This is a genomic window from Methylobacterium sp. ARG-1, assembly GCF_001262595.1.
In the GTDB taxonomy this organism is placed as follows: domain Bacteria; phylum Pseudomonadota; class Alphaproteobacteria; order Rhizobiales; family Beijerinckiaceae; genus Methylobacterium; species Methylobacterium brachiatum.
Genome location: NZ_LHCD01000015.1, coordinates 1 through 16,058, shown reverse-complemented (window position 1 = coordinate 16,058; position 16,058 = coordinate 1). Strand labels below are relative to the sequence as shown.

The following is a 16,058-nucleotide window of genomic DNA, read 5'->3' as shown; positions in this document are numbered from 1 at the left end:
GCGACATCAATTTTTGCACGTCGATCGGAATCAGTTTTGATTTTGTATCAAACCATACACAGCGGCGGAACAGCATTGCTATGGACTGGATATGCAGAAAATGAGGCGCAGGCCCTTGAGCATGCTGCTCGTATGGTCGGATGGGTAACTGATGAACCTGCGATGGAGGCACTACGCCGATCTGTCAGGATTATCCCGGTGCCGCCGAAACCCCAGTTCTCAGCGATTAAGCTGTGTGGAGCGACAGGGCAGCAGTGATGTTCGCTGCATTTGTAGCGCCGGGCACATAGACAACGCGAACAAACGGATATTGCGCCGGGGCTTCCAGCTTTAGCGGCACGCCCGCAGTTGTGACTGGCGCGCTGTCGAGGAATAGCGTTCCCGTCAGAAAGCCGCTGTCGTTGGCTCCCTGTAGGTAGAACGTCCCGCCAGTTGCCGTCGCTAGGCACGTGGCTCGTATCCTGCTCCACGTGGTTGGCGAGGCCCCAACAGCCATTCCGGCGCCCGTCGCAGGTGCTCCGCCTGCTGTTGTCCCGAACGCGCTAAACGACGTGGCGTACTGCGAGCGCGTTGTCAGCGCGGCCCAGATCGCGGAGAGCCACCCGGTCAGACCGACGCCGCCGGCCGGCATCGCCGCGGCCGTGATCTTCACGCCTGCCGGCTCGAGGTTGGCCAGATCGGTGGCTAAAGTGACCGACGCTGAGTTGGCCTGAGTCGCCGTCCCAAGGCGCAGGAGACCGGCGATGGTCCCCAGCCAACCGAGGCCGCCGGTGCCCGCGTTGGCGACCGTCGGAGAGGCGGGATCCGTGCCTTGCTTGCCAAGAGCACGCTTTAGAAGCGAGAGCAGGCTGAACGTCCCGGTGTCCGACGTTGCTGCCGTGTCGGCCGGCGCGCCGAGGCCAGTCAGCAGCGAGGCAAGCGAAGTGTTGCCGGTGTCCTGCTTGGTGCTGGTAGCCGCGCCGTCCGGTAGGGGCGCCAGCGGTGTGATCGAGGCCGCGCTCGGCGCTGCGATCTTCGCGCCGGAGGTGACGTTGACCCAGAAGTTCGAGACCAGGTCGCCGGCATCGCCGTCCGTGACCACCAAGTGGTCGAGGAAGTCACCGGAGGCAAAGCCGGTCCCGGCCGCGGTGGCGCGGTAGGTGTAGCGCGAGACGACGGTGCCGCTATCGCTGTCCGGCCGGGCGCCCGCCCCGGGCGCGGACGATGCGTTGCCGGCGACGTCGGTCCACGTGATCGTGCCAGCGCTGTCGAGGCGGATGAACCGCGTGCCCGTGTCGTCCGTCCAGATGGTCTCGACGCGCTGAGCCTGGATTGCGGCCAGGATCGCCTGGAGGCTGGTGTCCTTGGCCGCGCCCGCCGGCAGCGGTAGGCTCACGGCCGAGACGGGCTGCGCGTCCGGGCTCTCGTAAGCGATCAGCAGCTCGTCGCTGGCTGCCATCTGAGAGGTGTCCGCTTCCAGCGTCATCACGCCGTTGGCGAAGCTCTGGTAGCCGAAACCGGTGATGCCGGGCGCGTACAGCTTCGAGCCGGCCGTCGCGTTGATCACGCCGTAGAGTCGGCTGAGATCGAACCCGCTGACTCCGGAGAAGTCGAGCGTCTGCGATCCGGGCGTGAACACCACGCCGGCCGTGAGAAGGATCTTCATGGATGGTCCCCGTGCGCGCGGGCGCGTCAGCCGAACAGGAAGGCGTAGACGAAGGAGTCGGACCGGGCAGACGCGATCTCGGCATCCTGGCTGGCGAGCTTGGAGGCCAGCGCCGGGATATCCTCGATCTGCAGGTGGCTGACCCGATCGGTGATGTGCGCGTCCGCCGCCTCGATGCAGGCGCGCAGGGTGTCGTGCTGAATCGGTACGACTACCTCGACGACGTTGCGGCACTCGCTCTTGGACACGCGAACGGACGCCGCGGCGAGCGTCGGCGCGGGGGCTGTCGAGGACGCCATGGGCTCAGCTCACGATGAAGTTGCCGACGAGCGGCGTGAACTCGCCGCCATCGCTGCGCACCACGTGGATGCGGAAAGGGTAGGAGCCGGCGGCCAGGGCCGCGGTCTCCGCCGGGGTGAGCGGATACGAGAACAGGCCCGGATCGTCGGTGTCCTGCACGAGGCCGCCGTTCGGCTCCGAGGTCTTCGTGCGATCCTCGGAGCCCACGGTCAGGGTCCAGCGCGCGATATCGCCACTCGCGAGCAGGTTGCCGCGCTGGAAGGTGGCCGGCTCCTCAGTGCGCAGGCCGACCTGCGGCGCCTCGCTGTCGCCGCGCCGGATCAGGAAGTCGACCGATGCCGGCTGCATGATCAGGCCGCCTCAGAGACTTCAGCGGCAGGGTCGGCAGCAGGCTGAGCCTTCCCGTCCTGACCCAGCTGAACCTGCTGCAGCGTCTCCAGCTGCCGGATGAGCGCCGCGACCTGGCCGTAGGGCACCTGATGGGTGGCCGCCCCGATGCACTGCGCCACCGCACCGAGCACGTCTTCTCCGATGATGAACTGCCGCATCTTGAAATTCCCTAGTTCGCGATGAGACCATGCGTGCGCATGGCGTTGAGGACGTCGACGAGGCGCGCCGTGGTCGTGGCGGCATCGGACGGATCCGGGATTGCGGGCTGGCGCTGCGCAAGAACCTGCTTGCCCCCGAAGGCAATCGACCCTTCTGTGATGAGCAGGTTGCCCGTCTTCAGCACGCCGCCGCTGAACTGGAAGGCGGACCAGTCGATGCCGTACTGAACCAGAACCGGCGCCGTGCGCCGGATCCATTTGGCGCCGATGATGGTGCTGTCGGCTGCGAGGGGAATGCCGCCGAAGGCATCGGTGACGCCCCAGCCGATCTTCCAGCCCACCTCGGGGCCGTATTGCTGGTTCTGACCCTGGGAGCCCAGGGCGTAGGCGATGTCGACGTCGAAGCCGCGCGTGGCCCGGGCGCTGACAGCCTGAACGTTGGTCCAGATCGAAACGGTCGGCCCTGCGGTATTGCCGTTGAACGGCATGCCGAAAACGTTCAGCTCTACTGCGGTCTGATTTAGAAGGAACTGAGCGGTGTCGTCGGTATAACAGGCTGCGCCAAGACCAAAACCCGCACCCTGAAAGATGTGCTTCCCACCATTGATATTCGGGTCCGAGTTTGGGTAACCGCCGTCGCCGCTCTGCTGATAGTGAGCCCCCTGAATGGGCGTATAGTTGCGGTTGCCGCTGGTCGCCGAGGTGGGCGCGTTCTGATAGGTGGCCGCGTAGAGCCCCTGAACGCCACCGCTGCCCCCGGTGATGATGTGCCGGAGCAGAATTCCGTTCCGGAACGAGCTGCCGACGTCACTGTCATCGGTGCGGATGTCGAACATCCACGACGCGGCCGAGAAGCCCGCATCGAGAGCGCCGGTGCCGACGGCTCGCTTTCCGGTCGGCCGATGGCCCCAGTATCTTACCTGGCCGTCCGCCCCCTCGTGATATGCTTCGAACCGGGTGCCGGGCGCGAAGTTGAGAGCACCGATGCCCTGCTGGCTGCTGAACTTTACGCCCGGGCCGGCTGAGATGACGGTGCCCGGGCCGCCGAGCAGACCAGCAGCGAACCTGTAGGTGCCCGGCGCATCGATGTTGACCATCGAACCCGCCGGGGCCTTCAGCAGGATCGGCCGGTTGTCCGTGGAGCCGTCGCCCTTGCCGCCGATCTGCTCGAGCTTCCGCCGGCCCTGGATCTCGAACCATGCACCGTCCTTCGTCTGAACGGCCCACGGGTGGGTCGGGGCATAGGTCGAGCGCCGGTAGCGCCCGCCCGCCCCGTCGCCGGGGTCGCTGTAGCCGAGCACGTCGAGGTTGGTGATCGCTGCCGGCACAGTGGCGGCCTTGGCGGCGAGCACCGCGACGAAGCCGGTCGAGAGCGGCGTGGCAGCATTCTGCTCCAGGAGGCCGACGCGATCCGGTAGCTGCGCGCTCTTCAGCGCGCCCAGGTCGCCCGTGAAGGCCGAGAGGTCCGGCGAGTAGACCGAAGCATCGGTCACGTCCCGCCAGCTCATAACCTCCACGTCGGTGACGTGATCGGTGCCGTAGCATTGGACGAATAGGCGGGCGTAGCGAGCCCCGGCGGGCGGCTTCACCGTCGGGGCCACGCCGGAGGTCGAGACCAAGCCGCCAATCTGCCGCCGGCCGATGCCGACCGTCAGCGTGGTCAGGTTGGCGAGAACCGTGGTGCCCGTCGCACCCGCGAGCGGGATCCGGTTCTGATCGTACCAAGCGATCGCGACCCGGACGCCATCGTTGGACGGATCGGAAGCGTTCACCCGGCGTCGCACAGCCACCCGGGGTCGGTACGTGCGTCCGTCCTCGATGGGCTCCAAGCGGCGGCGCGCGACCAAGCCGCTGCCCGTCATGCGCAACACGCGACCATTATCACCCGACGCCGCGAGAACGACGTTGGGCCGGGCCAGCTTGGACGCATCTCCGCCCGCCAGTGACGTGGTGAAGTAGGCGAGCGCCTCGCCCGGCCGGTCAGCGGGCGCCGCCGCATCCGTGTCGCTCGGCGCAACCACGTTGTCCGTCAACGCCCTCAGTCGCGCATCGATGTCGATGGTGGCTTTGCCGGCATCGATGATCTGCTGCTGCAAGACCACAATGCCTTGGCTGTTCCCGGATACGATAGGTGCGAGCCCACTGATCCTGGCGTTGAGAGCCGCATCTCCCGCCGCACGACGCGCCTCCAGCGCATTGACCTCGTTCCCCGTGTCGACGATCTGCTGCTGAAGCGTTCCGAGACCGACCCCGAGGGTGTCGATCACATCGAAGGCCGCGCCGATGCGGTTGGCGTTCTCGGTCGCGGACACGCCGACAGAGGGCTTTGCAAGGGCCATGGATGGTCTCGCGGGAATGTGGAAGGATCAAAAGGCTTCGACGAGCTCGACCGTCACGGTGCCGTACCGAGACAGTTGCAACTCCAGCGAGGCGGTGTCGTCGCTGGCGAGGCGCATCACGCCGACGGGCGTGGCGAAGTAGATCGGGGTTCCGGCCGCGTAGTCGGCGCGGAACCATGGGCGGATTTCGATGTCGATCCCGCCGGGGACCGCGAGTCCGCTACCCGGAGATCCGGGATCGGCGCCCGTGATCGCGGTTATGACGTGCAGGCGGCCGCCGATCGAGAAGATCATGCCGGCGGCGAGATAGTTGCCCGCGTTCCTGCGGACGGTCGTGACCGTGTCGTTCATCGCTGCAGGCACTGCGAGCGAGAAGTCCATGACCGGTTGCGGCGCGCCGGCATCGCGGTCCGTGAGCAAGCCGCCGAGGATCGGCTCGACCGGCCAGGGCGCACGCCCGCGCTCGTAAGGGCCGACGTACCAGAGTTGAGTTCGGCCCAGGGCGATCACCCGGCGCATCGCCAGGATCTGCTGCCGCTTGAAGCATGGGATCGACATCGAGGCTTTCCACCGGGCGGTGGGCGATGCCACAATTTGCTCGTTCCCCCCGAAGGTTTGGCCACCCGAGCGAGTACCTCCGCGCAGGGACCAGTCTTCTGAGGACGGCATAAGCATGCTCGGCCAAGGTAGGGGATCTGCCATACCGGCCTCAGTTGTACGTGTCGGGCAGCGGCGGTCGCTGGCCTTCCTCCGCCGGGTTCCAGGCGTAGGCTGAGGCGTCGAGCGAGATAAGATCAAGCTTCACGCTGGTCAGCGCGTTGCCGGCCATCGCCAGGGTGCCGCGCATGATCGCGAAGGTCGTGTTGATGCCGAAAGACGGCAGGTTCAGCATCACGGTCGGCTCACCGTAGGCCGGCAGTCCAGCGGGCGAGAGCCGCAGACCGGTGAGCCGGAACCGCGGGTTGCCCTTCGCCATGGCGATCTTGGCGAGGCGTCGCGACTGGCTATGCGAGGGGGCCCGGACGAAGCTCTTCTCCGTCTCGATTACCCCCTGCTCGGCCTGGGCAAACGAGTCGTCCCACGGGTCACCCTCGGTCGGCTGATAGTCGTGCCAGGGCGAGGTGTAGGTGTGCTTGATCCTGGTGAAGGTGTTGTACGCCTCGTCGCCTTCCTCGAGCTGCTCCCAGCCCTGAATCATGCTCTCGTCAATGGTGAAGGTCGGTGGCTGCCAGCGGCCGCCGCGAACCGCGACAAGCCCTCCGGCATCTTGGTAGAGCTCGCCGTCGCAGGCTGCGAGCAGCCGCCCGAGCACGTCGGCCCGCTGTTCGGTGAAATCGTAGCTGCCCCAGGACCGATAGCGCAGCTCGATGGTGTCGCCGTTCGGGTCCGGGGTGATCAGGGCCACCGGCTGGTCGCAGACGTTCGCGAGATCCCGGAAGGTCTGCAGGTTGATCTCCGATAGGGCCAGTCCATAGCCGCTGTCGTGGGTGAGGTAGTCGAGCAGCAGGATCGCGGCGTTGTCGGTGTAGGCGTAGCCACCGGTGCGCGGGTCATAGGAGGGGGCGCCCGCGACCAGCAGCCGAACGTCGGGGGCGCCCTCCGGGAAGACTTGGCTCCCCTTCTTGAGGGGCGTGGCGACGACGACCGAGTAGCACAGCCCGTTGAGCTGCATGCTGTCGTTCCAGTAGGGCAGCTTGAGCAGCGCGGCCGACGCGGGCTGGCTGTCCTCGCCTGTGTGCCCCTCGATCGCGACCTTGCCCTGATAGGCGCTGTCCGGGACGATGCCACCGCCACCCGCGCCCAGGCTCGTCTTCACGTCGCCGAGCCAATACTGGAGGATCTGGACCGGCCCGACACAGTGGACGGCCCCGCGGTAGAGGATCCGGGCCTTGTCGTCGTCCGGGTCGTCGAGATCCATCGTCTCCAGGGCGAAGATCACGCCGCCCATCATGCCCTGGCCGAGCACCCGGCGGCGCGGAGCGATCGCCTGGCGCACAGTGACCTGGGAGTCGGCCCGCTTCTGCCCGGGCTGGAGCAGCTGCGCGCCGTACTGAAGCGCGGCCGCGCCGCCGACAATCGTGGCATAGCCGACGAGCGTCTCGGCCGCGACGCCGGCGATCGTCGTGCCGATCACCGAGCTGAGCCCGACCTCGCCGAGGACCGCGATGCCTACCGCTGCCGGCATCAGACGCTCCAGGCCGCCACGGCGGGGTAATCGCCCACGGCGACGCCCTCAGGGCTCTTCACCGCCCAGCCGAGCGCGCACCGGATCGCGAAGACCGGGCCAACCACGGGATGCGTGACGAGACCAACATCGCCCGGCCGCGGCGCCTCGGTCGTGACGAAGCCGCAGCCCGCCATGAGCGAACGGGCCATGGTCTCGAATCCACCGAGGCGTCGGACATGCCGCATCGCGCCGAGCGCCGTGCGGTAGCGCCCGCGCAGGCTCGCCGCTGGATCGACGCCGCGCATCGCCCGGCACCAGTCCGCCATGAACAGCGAGCAATCGATCTCGCCCCACACGAAGGTGGAGCGGGCGCCGGCGCGCAGGAACGCGCTCAAGTGCTGCTCTTTTCCGGGATCTCGGGATTCCAAGGCCGTCTCCGGTTGATCATCTGGGCGATGTCGAACAAGCCGTTGTCGCCGGGGTAGCGACGCTGCTGGTCGGCGTTCGTGAGGTTGCCGAAGGGGGGCAGGCCGCGGCGGGAGAACTTGGTCTCGGCCGTGAGCTGCGCGGTCCAGGTGTCGGGGCCGTTGGCGGTGTGGACCAGGCGATCCATCAAGCCGCGGTAGAGGGTGTAGAGCCCGCCGAGCGGGGACAGGTCGGAGCCGTAGAGCTGCAGGTAGACGTAGCAGTCGCGGCCCTTCACCTCGGTCTTGGCGTTGACGACGTCGTTGGCGATCTCGGGCCCGACACCAGCCAGGGTAAAGGTCACCAGCGGGGCGATGCCGCCGACCGCGCTCTCGATGTCCGAGACCGAGCCGAGGCCGCCCATGCCCTGCCAGTCGAAGCCGCCGGCCCGGAGCGTTCCGAAGCCGGCGTGCACCCGCTGAGGGCTGCTCCTGAAGTCGAAGAACGCCAGGATCTCGGCCGTGATCGTATCGCCGCGGAGCGCCGCGGCACCGGCGGCGTCGAAGATGCCCATCAGCCAGCCCGCGGGTAGCGCCGCTGCCCCTGGGCGACGATGCCGTTGATGTTACGCTGGAACTGCTGATCACGCTGAGCGAGCGCGGACAGCATCTGCTGCGGCGTCACCCCTTGAGCAGGCGTGATGTTGATGGTGTCGCCAGCCACCGTCACCGGCGCTCCGGCGCCGTTCATGTTGGCGGGCGCCGCCGGCATGGTCGGCAGTGTCGCGAGGTTCGGCATCATCGGCAGGACCGGGCCGCCGTCGGCATAGCCCGGGTAGCCCAGCCGCATCGCGTTCACGACGTGCGGACCGCCGAAGCGGGCGACATCGCTCTGGCTGAACACCACCTCGCCCGCATGCACGATGCCGGCCGGCTGGTTGCGGCCGCCATAGCCGGTGAAACCGCCGTCGGCGAAGCCGAACATGCTGAGCAGGCCGCCGCCCCCGCCCTTGAAGGCCGAGCCGATTAGGGAATCGATCACGCCGCCGAGGAGCTTGTCGCCGATGCGGGACAGGGCGTTCCCGAACGCCGAGGCGGCGCTGGTGCCGTGCGCGAGCGCGGTGGCGAAGCCGGTGAAGGCGTCCGTCGCGGTCGAGCGAGCATCGGAGAGCATGGCGTTCTGCCGGCTCTCGGCGATGTAGGCGGTGGCCTGCGGTGTCGTCACATCACCGAAGGTCGAGCGCGCCCTGGCGAACGCCGCCTGGTCGTACCGATCCCGGCCGAGCTGATCGCGATCGAAGCGGAGGTTGTCGTTGGCTTGGACCGACGCCAGAGAGCGGGCAGCGGCGGCCATCCCGGTGCTGTATTTGTCCGCCTGAGCGACGACGTCGGCCGTGATCTCGATCCCGCGGGACTGGGCATCTGCGAGGTATTGCGCCTTGCGAGCGGCGGCGTCGTAGGCCTCGCCATTCACGCCGAGAAGCTGCGTGGAGATGGCCACCCGCTTCTGCTCGCCCTCCAGCGCTCGGCTGCGCTCGTCTTGGTCCCGGATCTGGCCAAGCGTCGATGCGTCGCCCAGCTGCCCGGCGTTCCGCAGCACCTTCGCCGCGTAGGCCTGGTTCGCTGAGGGGTCCTTGCTGCCGTAGTAGTTCGCGATCGCCTTGTTGATGTCGCCGCCGGCTTGGTCGAGCTTCATGGACAGCACGCCGGCGATGCCGGCCGCCCCCTGGTTCGGGTCCGTGCGGTCGAAAGTGGGTGGCAGGTAGCCCCCACGGATCGCGTCACGCGCGGTGCCGGTCGTGATCTGCCCGAGCCCGTAGGCCGAGGTGCTCGGCTGCCCCTGCGCGTTCAGCACCTTCGTGCCGCCGATGTTCGGGTTGCCGCCGGACTCGACCGCCGCGATGCCAGCGATGATGCCGGCCGGGATGCGTCCAGAGGCATTTGCCGCCGTCACGATCTGCTGCTGCACGCTCTGGTTCATTCGTGCGAAGGCGCCGCCGACCGCATTCATGTCGAGCGTCGACTGCTTGTTCAGCGCCTCTATCTCGAGCCGCGCACGCTCGCGGACCGCGTTGACCTGGAAGTCCCGGTACAGCGGGTCATCGCGATTGTTGGCGGCGATCCCCCTGATTTCTTCCTCGGACCTGCGGTTGATGTCCGCCGCGCGCTGCCCCTGCGGAGTGAAGCCAACCGTCTTCAGATTGAACTGTGCTTCACGGATGGCCGAAGCGAACCGCGTTCCGCCGCTGGCCAGATCGTCCGATAGCTGCTTGGCCTGCGCGTTGAGCGCGTCCATCGTCCGGCGGGCCGCCCCGTCCTTATCGATCCCGCCCTCGGACAGGTATTTACCGATCGACTGGGCCTGGGCTTTCAGGTCGTCGATGCGCTTGTTGGCCGGGTTGAGGCTGTCGATCAGGGGCTGCACGGTCAGACTGGTGAGCGCAGTCTTCGCCTCTTTGCCCTTATCGGCCGCCGACTTAATCGATGCCTCAAGCTTCTCGACGTTCGCCCGCGCGGCGTCGAGCGAGCTTGCCGGGGCCAGCCCTGCGTCCACCTGCGCCTGCCCATTCGCCAGTGCGCGACGAGCGTTGGTCAGCGACTCTTCGTTGGTATTCTTCCGGAAAATGCTCCCGATGCCAGACAGCTCGTCCGAGGTGTTGCGTCCGAAATCGTTGAAGCGATTGAGGAAGGATTGAACGACGCCGGGCTTCTGGGTCACCTCGGACACGCGCTTGCCGTAGGCGTCGACGATCAGGCGCTGCGCCTCGTAGGCCCGGCCGCTCTCGTAAAGATCCTTGATCTGCTCCCGCAGGGCCGCGCCCCCCAACCCCAGCGACGCGTTCAGCTGATCAAAGCCGCGGATGCCGCCCGACAGTGCCCCCGTCACCGCATCGGTCGCGGTCGGGATGTCCGTGCCCATGACCTTGGACAGGTCGCGCATGGTCCCGGCGACATCGGCATAGACTCGTGGGTCGATCTTGCCCGTCGAGTTCAACGAAGCCACGATATCGCGCGAAGCCGACGTCGAGATTGTGCCGTTGGCCGCGCCCGCCGACGCCGCGTCGTTCAAGTTCTGGAGCGAGGCGCCCGAGGCGCGCCCGATCCCGAACGTGGTGCGTTCGAGTTCCTTCTGCTGGGCGTTGTAAGCGATGCTCGCGACCGTGACGGTGGCCAGAGCGGCACCAACAGCTCCGAGCGCGCCACCGACCAGACCAATGCGGGATGCCGCCGAACTGGCGAACTCGCCCGCCTGGGTCAGCATCCCGCGGATGCCGCCGTTCGCCATGGTGGCAATCTGGACCAGCTGGCCTCCCTGGGTCGCTGCGATCTGAAAAGCCGACGCGCCCGACAAGGCCATGGTGGCGACGTCGTTGATCTGGAAGCCCAGGTTCCGAAGCTCGTTCGACGAGAGGCCGATCGCCTTCGCGTTCTCGTTCGCGGCCGCCGTGCCCTTCACGATGGTGGTCGTGGCCTGCGCAGTCGTCGCGACGTGACGCTGCGTGGACTGGACCACGCCATCGGTCGCCTTCGCGGCGCCGGCCGCCGTATCGGACACCTTGGCCAGGCCACTCGACAGCGCAGTTACTGAGGCCTGGGCCGTGGACGCGGCGGCGTCGACGCTGCGCAGTGCTCCCGCAACTCGCTCGCCGGACGCCTGCGTGGCGTTCAGGCGCTCGGTCAGCGCTTGCGTCGCCTGCGTGTTCCGGTTTAGCGCGGCGACGAGCGTGTCAGCCGCCGAGACGATCTGCCGAACGCGGCCCTCACCACGGGTTGCCGCCTCTCCCATCTTGTCGAGCGCAGTCGCAGCGCGCTCTGCGGGCGTGCTGTCGATTGCGAGCGAGAGGGTAGCGAGGTCGGCCATGCGGCAGTTTCTCCTAGGGCTTGGCGTCGCCTTGAGCGTTCTCGGACCTGCGCGCGCTCAATTCGAGGACGGTGACGGCACTGGTTTCGCGAAGCTCTCGGGCAGCCTGGTCGGAGCGGGTATGGCTTGCGGCATACCGAAGGATCGGGCGCTCGTTCTTGGCGAGCGGGCATTAGCCGTGGCGCGTCAGATGCAGCCGGGCCGGAGCGAGCGGGAACTCGCCGAACTCCACGTCCAGGCTTACGAGACGGCGTACCAGCGCCAGCGTAAGGCACCGCGCGTGCAATGCCCTGGCGTCCTCAAAGCCTACAGAGATATCGAGGACCGGCTGACGCTCAGATAGGTTTTATAATCAACCGTAGACACGCATTCATTCAATCGGCGAGCATCAACAATGCAGGATCAGGCTCTTGGCGCTTTCATAATATTTGGCGGGTTCGGAATAATGCTCTTGACGATCACCCTGTTCTCTACAGTGATCGGAATGATCATTGTGTCTGTCGTCTTTACGCTGAGCGGTGCGATATTCTTGGCGGTCGCCAAGGGCGGCATCCACGAGGCGACGGCTGGCATTTTCTTCTTGGGGGCCATCGTCAGCGGTGGCGTCGCCGCGATCTCGCGTGACCAGCGGAAGCGGGCCAGTCCAAAGAACGTCGGCGAGACCACCGTTTAAACGTCCCGCACATCCCCGAACCGGTCGAACATTCGCTCAACCGCCGCGGTGTTGCTGAACGAGACGACGCGGCTGAGGCCATCTGGCCGGCCGCGCTCCTCCTCCTGCACCTCGCTCCACGCGCCCCGGCGGGCCGTGTCCATCTCCATCAAAGCCCGGACCTGCCAGGGGGCGAGATCGGCGGCGGTGAGCCGGGTCCAGGCCTCGATTTCCACATAGGTGAAGGCCTGCGGCCCGTACCCGCCCTGCCGACTCCGCTCGATTTCCCAGAACGCCGACCAGACCCGGGCGCCCGTCGCCGGGAGCCGCAGGTCGATCGCCGGCGGACGTTTCGCGGCCTGATCCAGCGTGACCCTGCGCACGGCGGCGCAGAGTTGCCGCGTCAGGCCGCCGAGAAGTTTCCCCGGGAGCGGATGAAGGTGAGCACCTGGTCGGCGAGCCAGGGATACCGGCGGAGCGCCTCCACGGCGTTTTCGGTGGTGCAGTCGACGAGCTCGCCGTCGACCGCGATGCCGTCCCAGCCGGTGATCGCCGCCGCCGCCTCACGGGCCCGGCCGAGCAGCAGGGCATCGTCGGGGTCGGTCGGCTCCCGGTCGAAGTTCGCGGCGATCTCGTCGGCGATCCGGCGGGCCGTCACGCGGTAGCCGCGCGCGTCCTGGCCGTAGACCGAGATCGTCGCGCCGGTGGGCGCCCCGGTCTTGGGGTTCAGCACCGGCATCGTCGCGCCGCGCTCGGCCTCGGCCTGGAGGTCGAACGCGGAGAGGTCGAGGGCGGGCACGGGCGCCCGCTCGGCCGGCTTTTCACCGGCCTCTGTCTTCTTGGCGACCATGGATCAGCGCCTCGCTCAGGTGGCCGCCTGCCGGAAGATGGGCGTGTTGATGCCCACGTTCGCTGTCATGGTGATGGCGTTGTTGGCCGAGCCGACGCTCTCGCGCACCGACATGACCTGCCCGGCGAAGTAGCGGCGCGTCCCGGTCCCGGAGTTCGTCTTCTTGTTCGGGAACTCGATGTAGAAGGCGTAGTCGCTCTCGGTCGTCTCGGCGTCCAAGATCGCCTGCTGCCCGGCGTCGCCGTCCTTCACGTCCATGATGAAGGCGGGCGTGCCGGCGTCGCGCGTGCCCTTCTGCTTCAGGGTGCGGTTGCGATCCAGCTGGTTCGAGGTGACCGCGGTCGACTCGTCGCCGAACTGGCCGAGGTCCTTGAGCCCACGCACCTCGACGAAGGTGAGGCTCGACAGGTCCGCCACGTCGTCGATCAGGTCGGCGTCGGCCACGGCCGGGCCGATGAAGAGCTTGCTGCCGTTGGATTTCGTGAAGCCCATGGGGGTCTCCTCTCGGGCATGGCTGGAAACCGCACAGGGGCGGCAGGTACGGGCGGGCTGCCCGATCGGGGTGTCAGGTGACCGGGTTGTCGGCGATGGCTTCCCAGGTGACCCGGACCGGGACCTGAAGCCAGCTCGCCTCCTGGAGGGCAGGCATCACCGACGGCGGCCGCTGGATGCGCAGGTCGAGGTCGGAGGCGCCGATGCGCTGACCGCGACGGAAGCGTGCCGTGAGCGCGGCGGCGACCGCCAGGGGCTCCGGCAGGCCTTTGTCGACCGGCCAGAACACGTCGATCTGGAACAGGCCGGTGTAGAGGTTGCACCCGTCGTCGGCGAGCTGATCGGAGGTGGTGTCGGCCGGCATGAAGGTCGGCCGCAGGTAGGCCTTGCCCTTGGGGTCGAAATTCTTGCCCTCCGGCGCGATCGGCAGCGCCGTCGGCAGGGTCGTGCCCTTCAGGTGGTCGTAGAGCGCGGCCTGGATCGCGACTTCGATCGCCATCACGGCACCTCGGCGCGGGCTGCGGCGGCGGACCGGTCGACCGCGGCCTGGAAATCGGCGACCGCCAGGCCGACCATGCCGGCCGGGGCCTGCTTTGAGGACCCGGCTTCGAGCCGAAGGGCGTAGGGCAGCGAGTTCGAGACGTAGATCACATCGCCGAGGCGGGCCGTGGCGGCGCCGGAGGCGATGCGCTGGATGCTCGACTGCCCGCTCTTGTCGATGGTCTCCAGGGTGGCCGTGTTCGGCTGGCCGACGCCGTACTGCCAGTTCGCCCGGAACCGGCCGGTGTCCACCGGCGAGCGCAGCACGACGCGCGAGCCGATGTCGAGCGCCACCTTTCGCACGACGAGGTCGGCCCGGTCCTTGGCCTTCTCGCACCAGGCGGCGATGTTCAGGCTGAATTCTTGGCCGGCCATCAGCGCCTTGCCTGGGCGGTCCAGAGGACGGTGACCGGCCCGGGGGCCAGCGGCATCACGGTGATGATCTGAAACTCCTCGCCGCCGATGACGAGCGCGTCGTCGTTGGTGGGCTCGATGTCGAGGCCGGCCCGGGCGATCAGCACCTTGCGGTCGGTCTGCTCGATCAGGCTGCTCGCCCGCTCCTGCTCGCTGTAGTCGAGCACGACGAGGGTGCAGGGGTGGTCGGTGGGCTCGGCCGCGCCGCCGGGCGTCGAGGCCTGGCTGTTCGTGCTGTCGCCGCCGGAGGTATTCGAGCCGCGCCGGATCGCGCCGGGCTGGCCGAATTTGGCGATCAGGCGGTTCGCCGTGCGGACGGCCCGGGCGTAGTCGAAGGCGCCGGGCATCAAGGCGCGTCGGACGCGAACAGGAACGCGATCGGGCCAGCGCTAAATGCGTCGAGATCGATCCCTGCCATCACGGCGCGGGGGGCGTCGGCGCCCGCGTGCATCGCGCCTCGCGCCTCCGGACCTCCGGAGCCAAGCGCGAACCAATCACCCGACAAGCTGAAGCTGCCACCCTTCTCGAACTGCGTCGCTCGACCATCACGACGGATGATCAGAGCACAGTCGGTGCACCCGTCGTCGACGCGCGCCTCGGGCGGCGGTCCGTCTTCGTTACCCTCGAACCACCGTAGGAACTCGCCCATGTACGTGGCCGAGCCGCACACGCCAGCCAGATCTCCGGCGGCGTTGCGGGCGATCTTGCGGCAAGTCCCATTGCGCGACCATCCCGCGAAGGAGGCGCTGTCGGCGGCGATGCAGCCGTTCCTGTAGGCGATCGTCGTCATATCACGCCCTCATCACCAGCGAGCCCGAGGCCGACCGCAGCAGCGGCGCCACGATGCGCTCGACGGCCACGATGACCGGCAGCACGTCGGTCGGCGCACCGCCATCGGCGTATTCGACCTCCAGCACGTCCACGGTCTCGGACACGACGCGCTCGCCCGGGAAGATGTCGGGGGTCAGGCCGCCCGGGGTCTGCAACTCGCGCAGCGCCACCTCGCAGCAGGCCCGCACCAGCGCCTTCGGGAGCGTGTCGGAGGGCAGGTAGCCGCCCGGGACCCGCGCATAGGCCCTGGGCCAGGCCAAGCCCTGGTCGAAGGTGGACATCTGGCCCAGCCAGCGGGTGCGGTAGAGGCCATCGAGGTATTCGGTGCCGCGGCGCAGGGCGGCTTCCTTGGCCGCGTCGTCGCCCGTCCAGGCCGCGTTACCGCGCGCCTGGTGGTAGGCGTCGGCGGTCTCGACGCTGGCATAGCTCTCGGCCTCGGGCAGGCCGGTGCCGTCTTCCACGATCAGGCTCATCGATTCACCGAATAGACGGCCACGGGGATGGAGTAGGTGGCGCCGATCCCGAGCTGGGGGACGCTCAGCACCGCCTTGAAGGTGTTGGCGGCCGTGGGCAGCGCGTGATGCACCGCGTAGCCATCCGGGAAGGTGCCGGGCGCCGTCGGGTAGACCTCGAGCACGTCCGTGGTCAGCACGCCCAAGCACGCGATGCCGGTCTTCGAGCGGATTCCGGATGAGACCGCGATCAGCATCGTCTCGCCGATCGTGGCGTTGCAGACGAAGGTGGAGGCCTTCGGACCGGCGGGGCCCGTCGCTCCGGTGGCGCCCTGAGGTCCGGTTAGGCCGGCTACGCCTTGCGGCCCTTGCGGACCGGTCGCGCCGACGGCCCCGGCCGGGCCGGTCGCGCCTTGGGCGCCGGTTTCGCCTTTCGGACCGGTTGCTCCTGCGGATCCAGCAGGGCCTGCAGGGCCGACATCGCCTTGCGCACCCTTGGTGCCGGTCGCGCCGGTTGCTCCTGTGGCACCCGTGTCGCCTTTCAGTCCCGGCGGGCCGGCGG

At 68.0% G+C, this 16,058-nt stretch carries 20 protein-coding genes and 1 pseudogene; 2 read left to right on the top strand and 19 right to left on the bottom strand.

All coding sequences use genetic code 11. The features are described from left to right. Positions 1-226: 226 nt before the first annotated feature. The 10 genes from AKJ13_RS15210 to AKJ13_RS15165 form a co-directional block, all read right to left on the bottom strand. A complete protein-coding gene (locus AKJ13_RS15210; protein WP_050734104.1) occupies positions 227-1,645 on the bottom strand; it encodes a hypothetical protein in 1,419 nt (472 codons plus the stop codon). A gap of 26 nt (positions 1,646-1,671) precedes the next feature. Further along, on the bottom strand, positions 1,672-1,944 hold the full coding sequence (locus AKJ13_RS15205) for a hypothetical protein (RefSeq protein ID WP_050734103.1): 273 nt from the start codon (positions 1,942-1,944) through the stop codon (positions 1,672-1,674). Between the two features lie 4 nt (positions 1,945-1,948). Next, positions 1,949-2,293: a hypothetical protein gene (locus tag AKJ13_RS15200; protein WP_050734102.1), complete on the bottom strand. Its 345-nt coding sequence runs from the start codon at positions 2,291-2,293 to the stop codon at positions 1,949-1,951. A gap of 2 nt (positions 2,294-2,295) precedes the next feature. Beyond that, positions 2,296-2,493 carry a hypothetical protein gene (locus tag AKJ13_RS15195; protein WP_050734101.1) on the bottom strand — a complete coding sequence of 66 codons (198 nt, stop codon included), beginning with the start codon at positions 2,491-2,493 and terminating at the stop codon, positions 2,296-2,298. Between the two features lie 11 nt (positions 2,494-2,504). Next, positions 2,505-4,832 (bottom strand): hypothetical protein, encoded by a 2,328-nt coding sequence (locus AKJ13_RS15190; protein WP_050734100.1) that lies wholly within the window; start codon positions 4,830-4,832, stop codon positions 2,505-2,507. Between the two features lie 27 nt (positions 4,833-4,859). Further along, positions 4,860-5,423 (bottom strand): hypothetical protein, encoded by a 564-nt coding sequence (locus AKJ13_RS15185; protein ID WP_144426260.1) that lies wholly within the window; start codon positions 5,421-5,423, stop codon positions 4,860-4,862. 118 nt (positions 5,424-5,541) lie between these two features. Further along, positions 5,542-7,017, bottom strand: a complete 1,476-nt coding sequence (locus AKJ13_RS15180) for a hypothetical protein (protein WP_050734098.1) — start codon at positions 7,015-7,017, stop codon at positions 5,542-5,544. Then, positions 7,017-7,394 carry a hypothetical protein gene (locus AKJ13_RS15175; RefSeq protein WP_050734097.1) on the bottom strand — a complete coding sequence of 126 codons (378 nt, stop codon included), beginning with the start codon at positions 7,392-7,394 and terminating at the stop codon, positions 7,017-7,019. Before AKJ13_RS15175 ends, AKJ13_RS15180 begins: the two co-directional genes overlap by 1 nt. Beyond that, a complete protein-coding gene (locus AKJ13_RS15170; RefSeq protein WP_050734096.1) occupies positions 7,391-7,978 on the bottom strand; it encodes a hypothetical protein in 588 nt (195 codons plus the stop codon). Before AKJ13_RS15170 ends, AKJ13_RS15175 begins: the two co-directional genes overlap by 4 nt. Then, a complete protein-coding gene (locus AKJ13_RS15165) occupies positions 7,978-11,265 on the bottom strand; it encodes a phage tail length tape measure family protein (RefSeq protein ID WP_050734095.1) in 3,288 nt (1,095 codons plus the stop codon). Before AKJ13_RS15165 ends, AKJ13_RS15170 begins: the two co-directional genes overlap by 1 nt. On the opposite strand from AKJ13_RS15165, the gene AKJ13_RS15160 reads away from it, so the two are divergent. Both AKJ13_RS15160 and AKJ13_RS15155 read left to right on the top strand, forming a co-directional pair. Further along, the gene (locus AKJ13_RS15160; protein ID WP_050734094.1) at positions 11,264-11,608 is read left to right on the top strand and encodes a hypothetical protein; all 345 of its coding nucleotides are present in this window, start codon (positions 11,264-11,266) and stop codon (positions 11,606-11,608) included. The two genes, AKJ13_RS15165 and AKJ13_RS15160, sit on opposite strands and share 2 nt — an antisense overlap. A 108-nt stretch (positions 11,609-11,716) precedes the next feature. Further along, entirely contained in the window at positions 11,717-11,938 is a 222-nt protein-coding gene (locus tag AKJ13_RS15155) for a hypothetical protein (protein WP_144426259.1), read from the top strand. Here AKJ13_RS15155 and AKJ13_RS15150 read toward each other — a convergent pair. From AKJ13_RS15150 to AKJ13_RS33100, 9 genes and pseudogenes are all read right to left on the bottom strand, one after another. Next, positions 11,935-12,300, bottom strand: a complete 366-nt coding sequence (locus AKJ13_RS15150) for a hypothetical protein (RefSeq protein ID WP_050734092.1) — start codon at positions 12,298-12,300, stop codon at positions 11,935-11,937. The two genes, AKJ13_RS15155 and AKJ13_RS15150, sit on opposite strands and share 4 nt — an antisense overlap. Positions 12,301-12,320: 20 nt before the next feature. Beyond that, the gene (locus AKJ13_RS15145) at positions 12,321-12,767 is read right to left on the bottom strand and encodes a hypothetical protein (RefSeq protein ID WP_050734091.1); all 447 of its coding nucleotides are present in this window, start codon (positions 12,765-12,767) and stop codon (positions 12,321-12,323) included. Between the two features lie 15 nt (positions 12,768-12,782). Next, entirely contained in the window at positions 12,783-13,259 is a 477-nt protein-coding gene (locus AKJ13_RS15140) for a hypothetical protein (protein WP_050734090.1), read from the bottom strand. Positions 13,260-13,332: 73 nt separating this feature from the next. Beyond that, positions 13,333-13,758 (bottom strand): DUF4128 domain-containing protein, encoded by a 426-nt coding sequence (locus AKJ13_RS15135; RefSeq protein WP_050734089.1) that lies wholly within the window; start codon positions 13,756-13,758, stop codon positions 13,333-13,335. Further along, a complete protein-coding gene (locus AKJ13_RS15130) occupies positions 13,758-14,174 on the bottom strand; it encodes a hypothetical protein (RefSeq protein ID WP_050734088.1) in 417 nt (138 codons plus the stop codon). Before AKJ13_RS15130 ends, AKJ13_RS15135 begins: the two co-directional genes overlap by 1 nt. Continuing rightward, on the bottom strand, positions 14,174-14,560 hold the full coding sequence (locus AKJ13_RS15125) for a hypothetical protein (protein ID WP_050734087.1): 387 nt from the start codon (positions 14,558-14,560) through the stop codon (positions 14,174-14,176). Before AKJ13_RS15125 ends, AKJ13_RS15130 begins: the two co-directional genes overlap by 1 nt. Beyond that, on the bottom strand, positions 14,560-15,003 hold the full coding sequence (locus tag AKJ13_RS15120) for a hypothetical protein (RefSeq protein WP_050734086.1): 444 nt from the start codon (positions 15,001-15,003) through the stop codon (positions 14,560-14,562). Before AKJ13_RS15120 ends, AKJ13_RS15125 begins: the two co-directional genes overlap by 1 nt. Position 15,004: 1 nt before the next feature. Further along, positions 15,005-15,517, bottom strand: a complete 513-nt coding sequence (locus AKJ13_RS15115; RefSeq protein WP_050734085.1) for a DnaT-like ssDNA-binding protein — start codon at positions 15,515-15,517, stop codon at positions 15,005-15,007. Next, a pseudogene (locus AKJ13_RS33100) lies at positions 15,514-16,058 on the bottom strand (collagen-like protein); the annotation flags it as partial. The pseudogene AKJ13_RS33100 and the gene AKJ13_RS15115, both read right to left, overlap by 4 nt.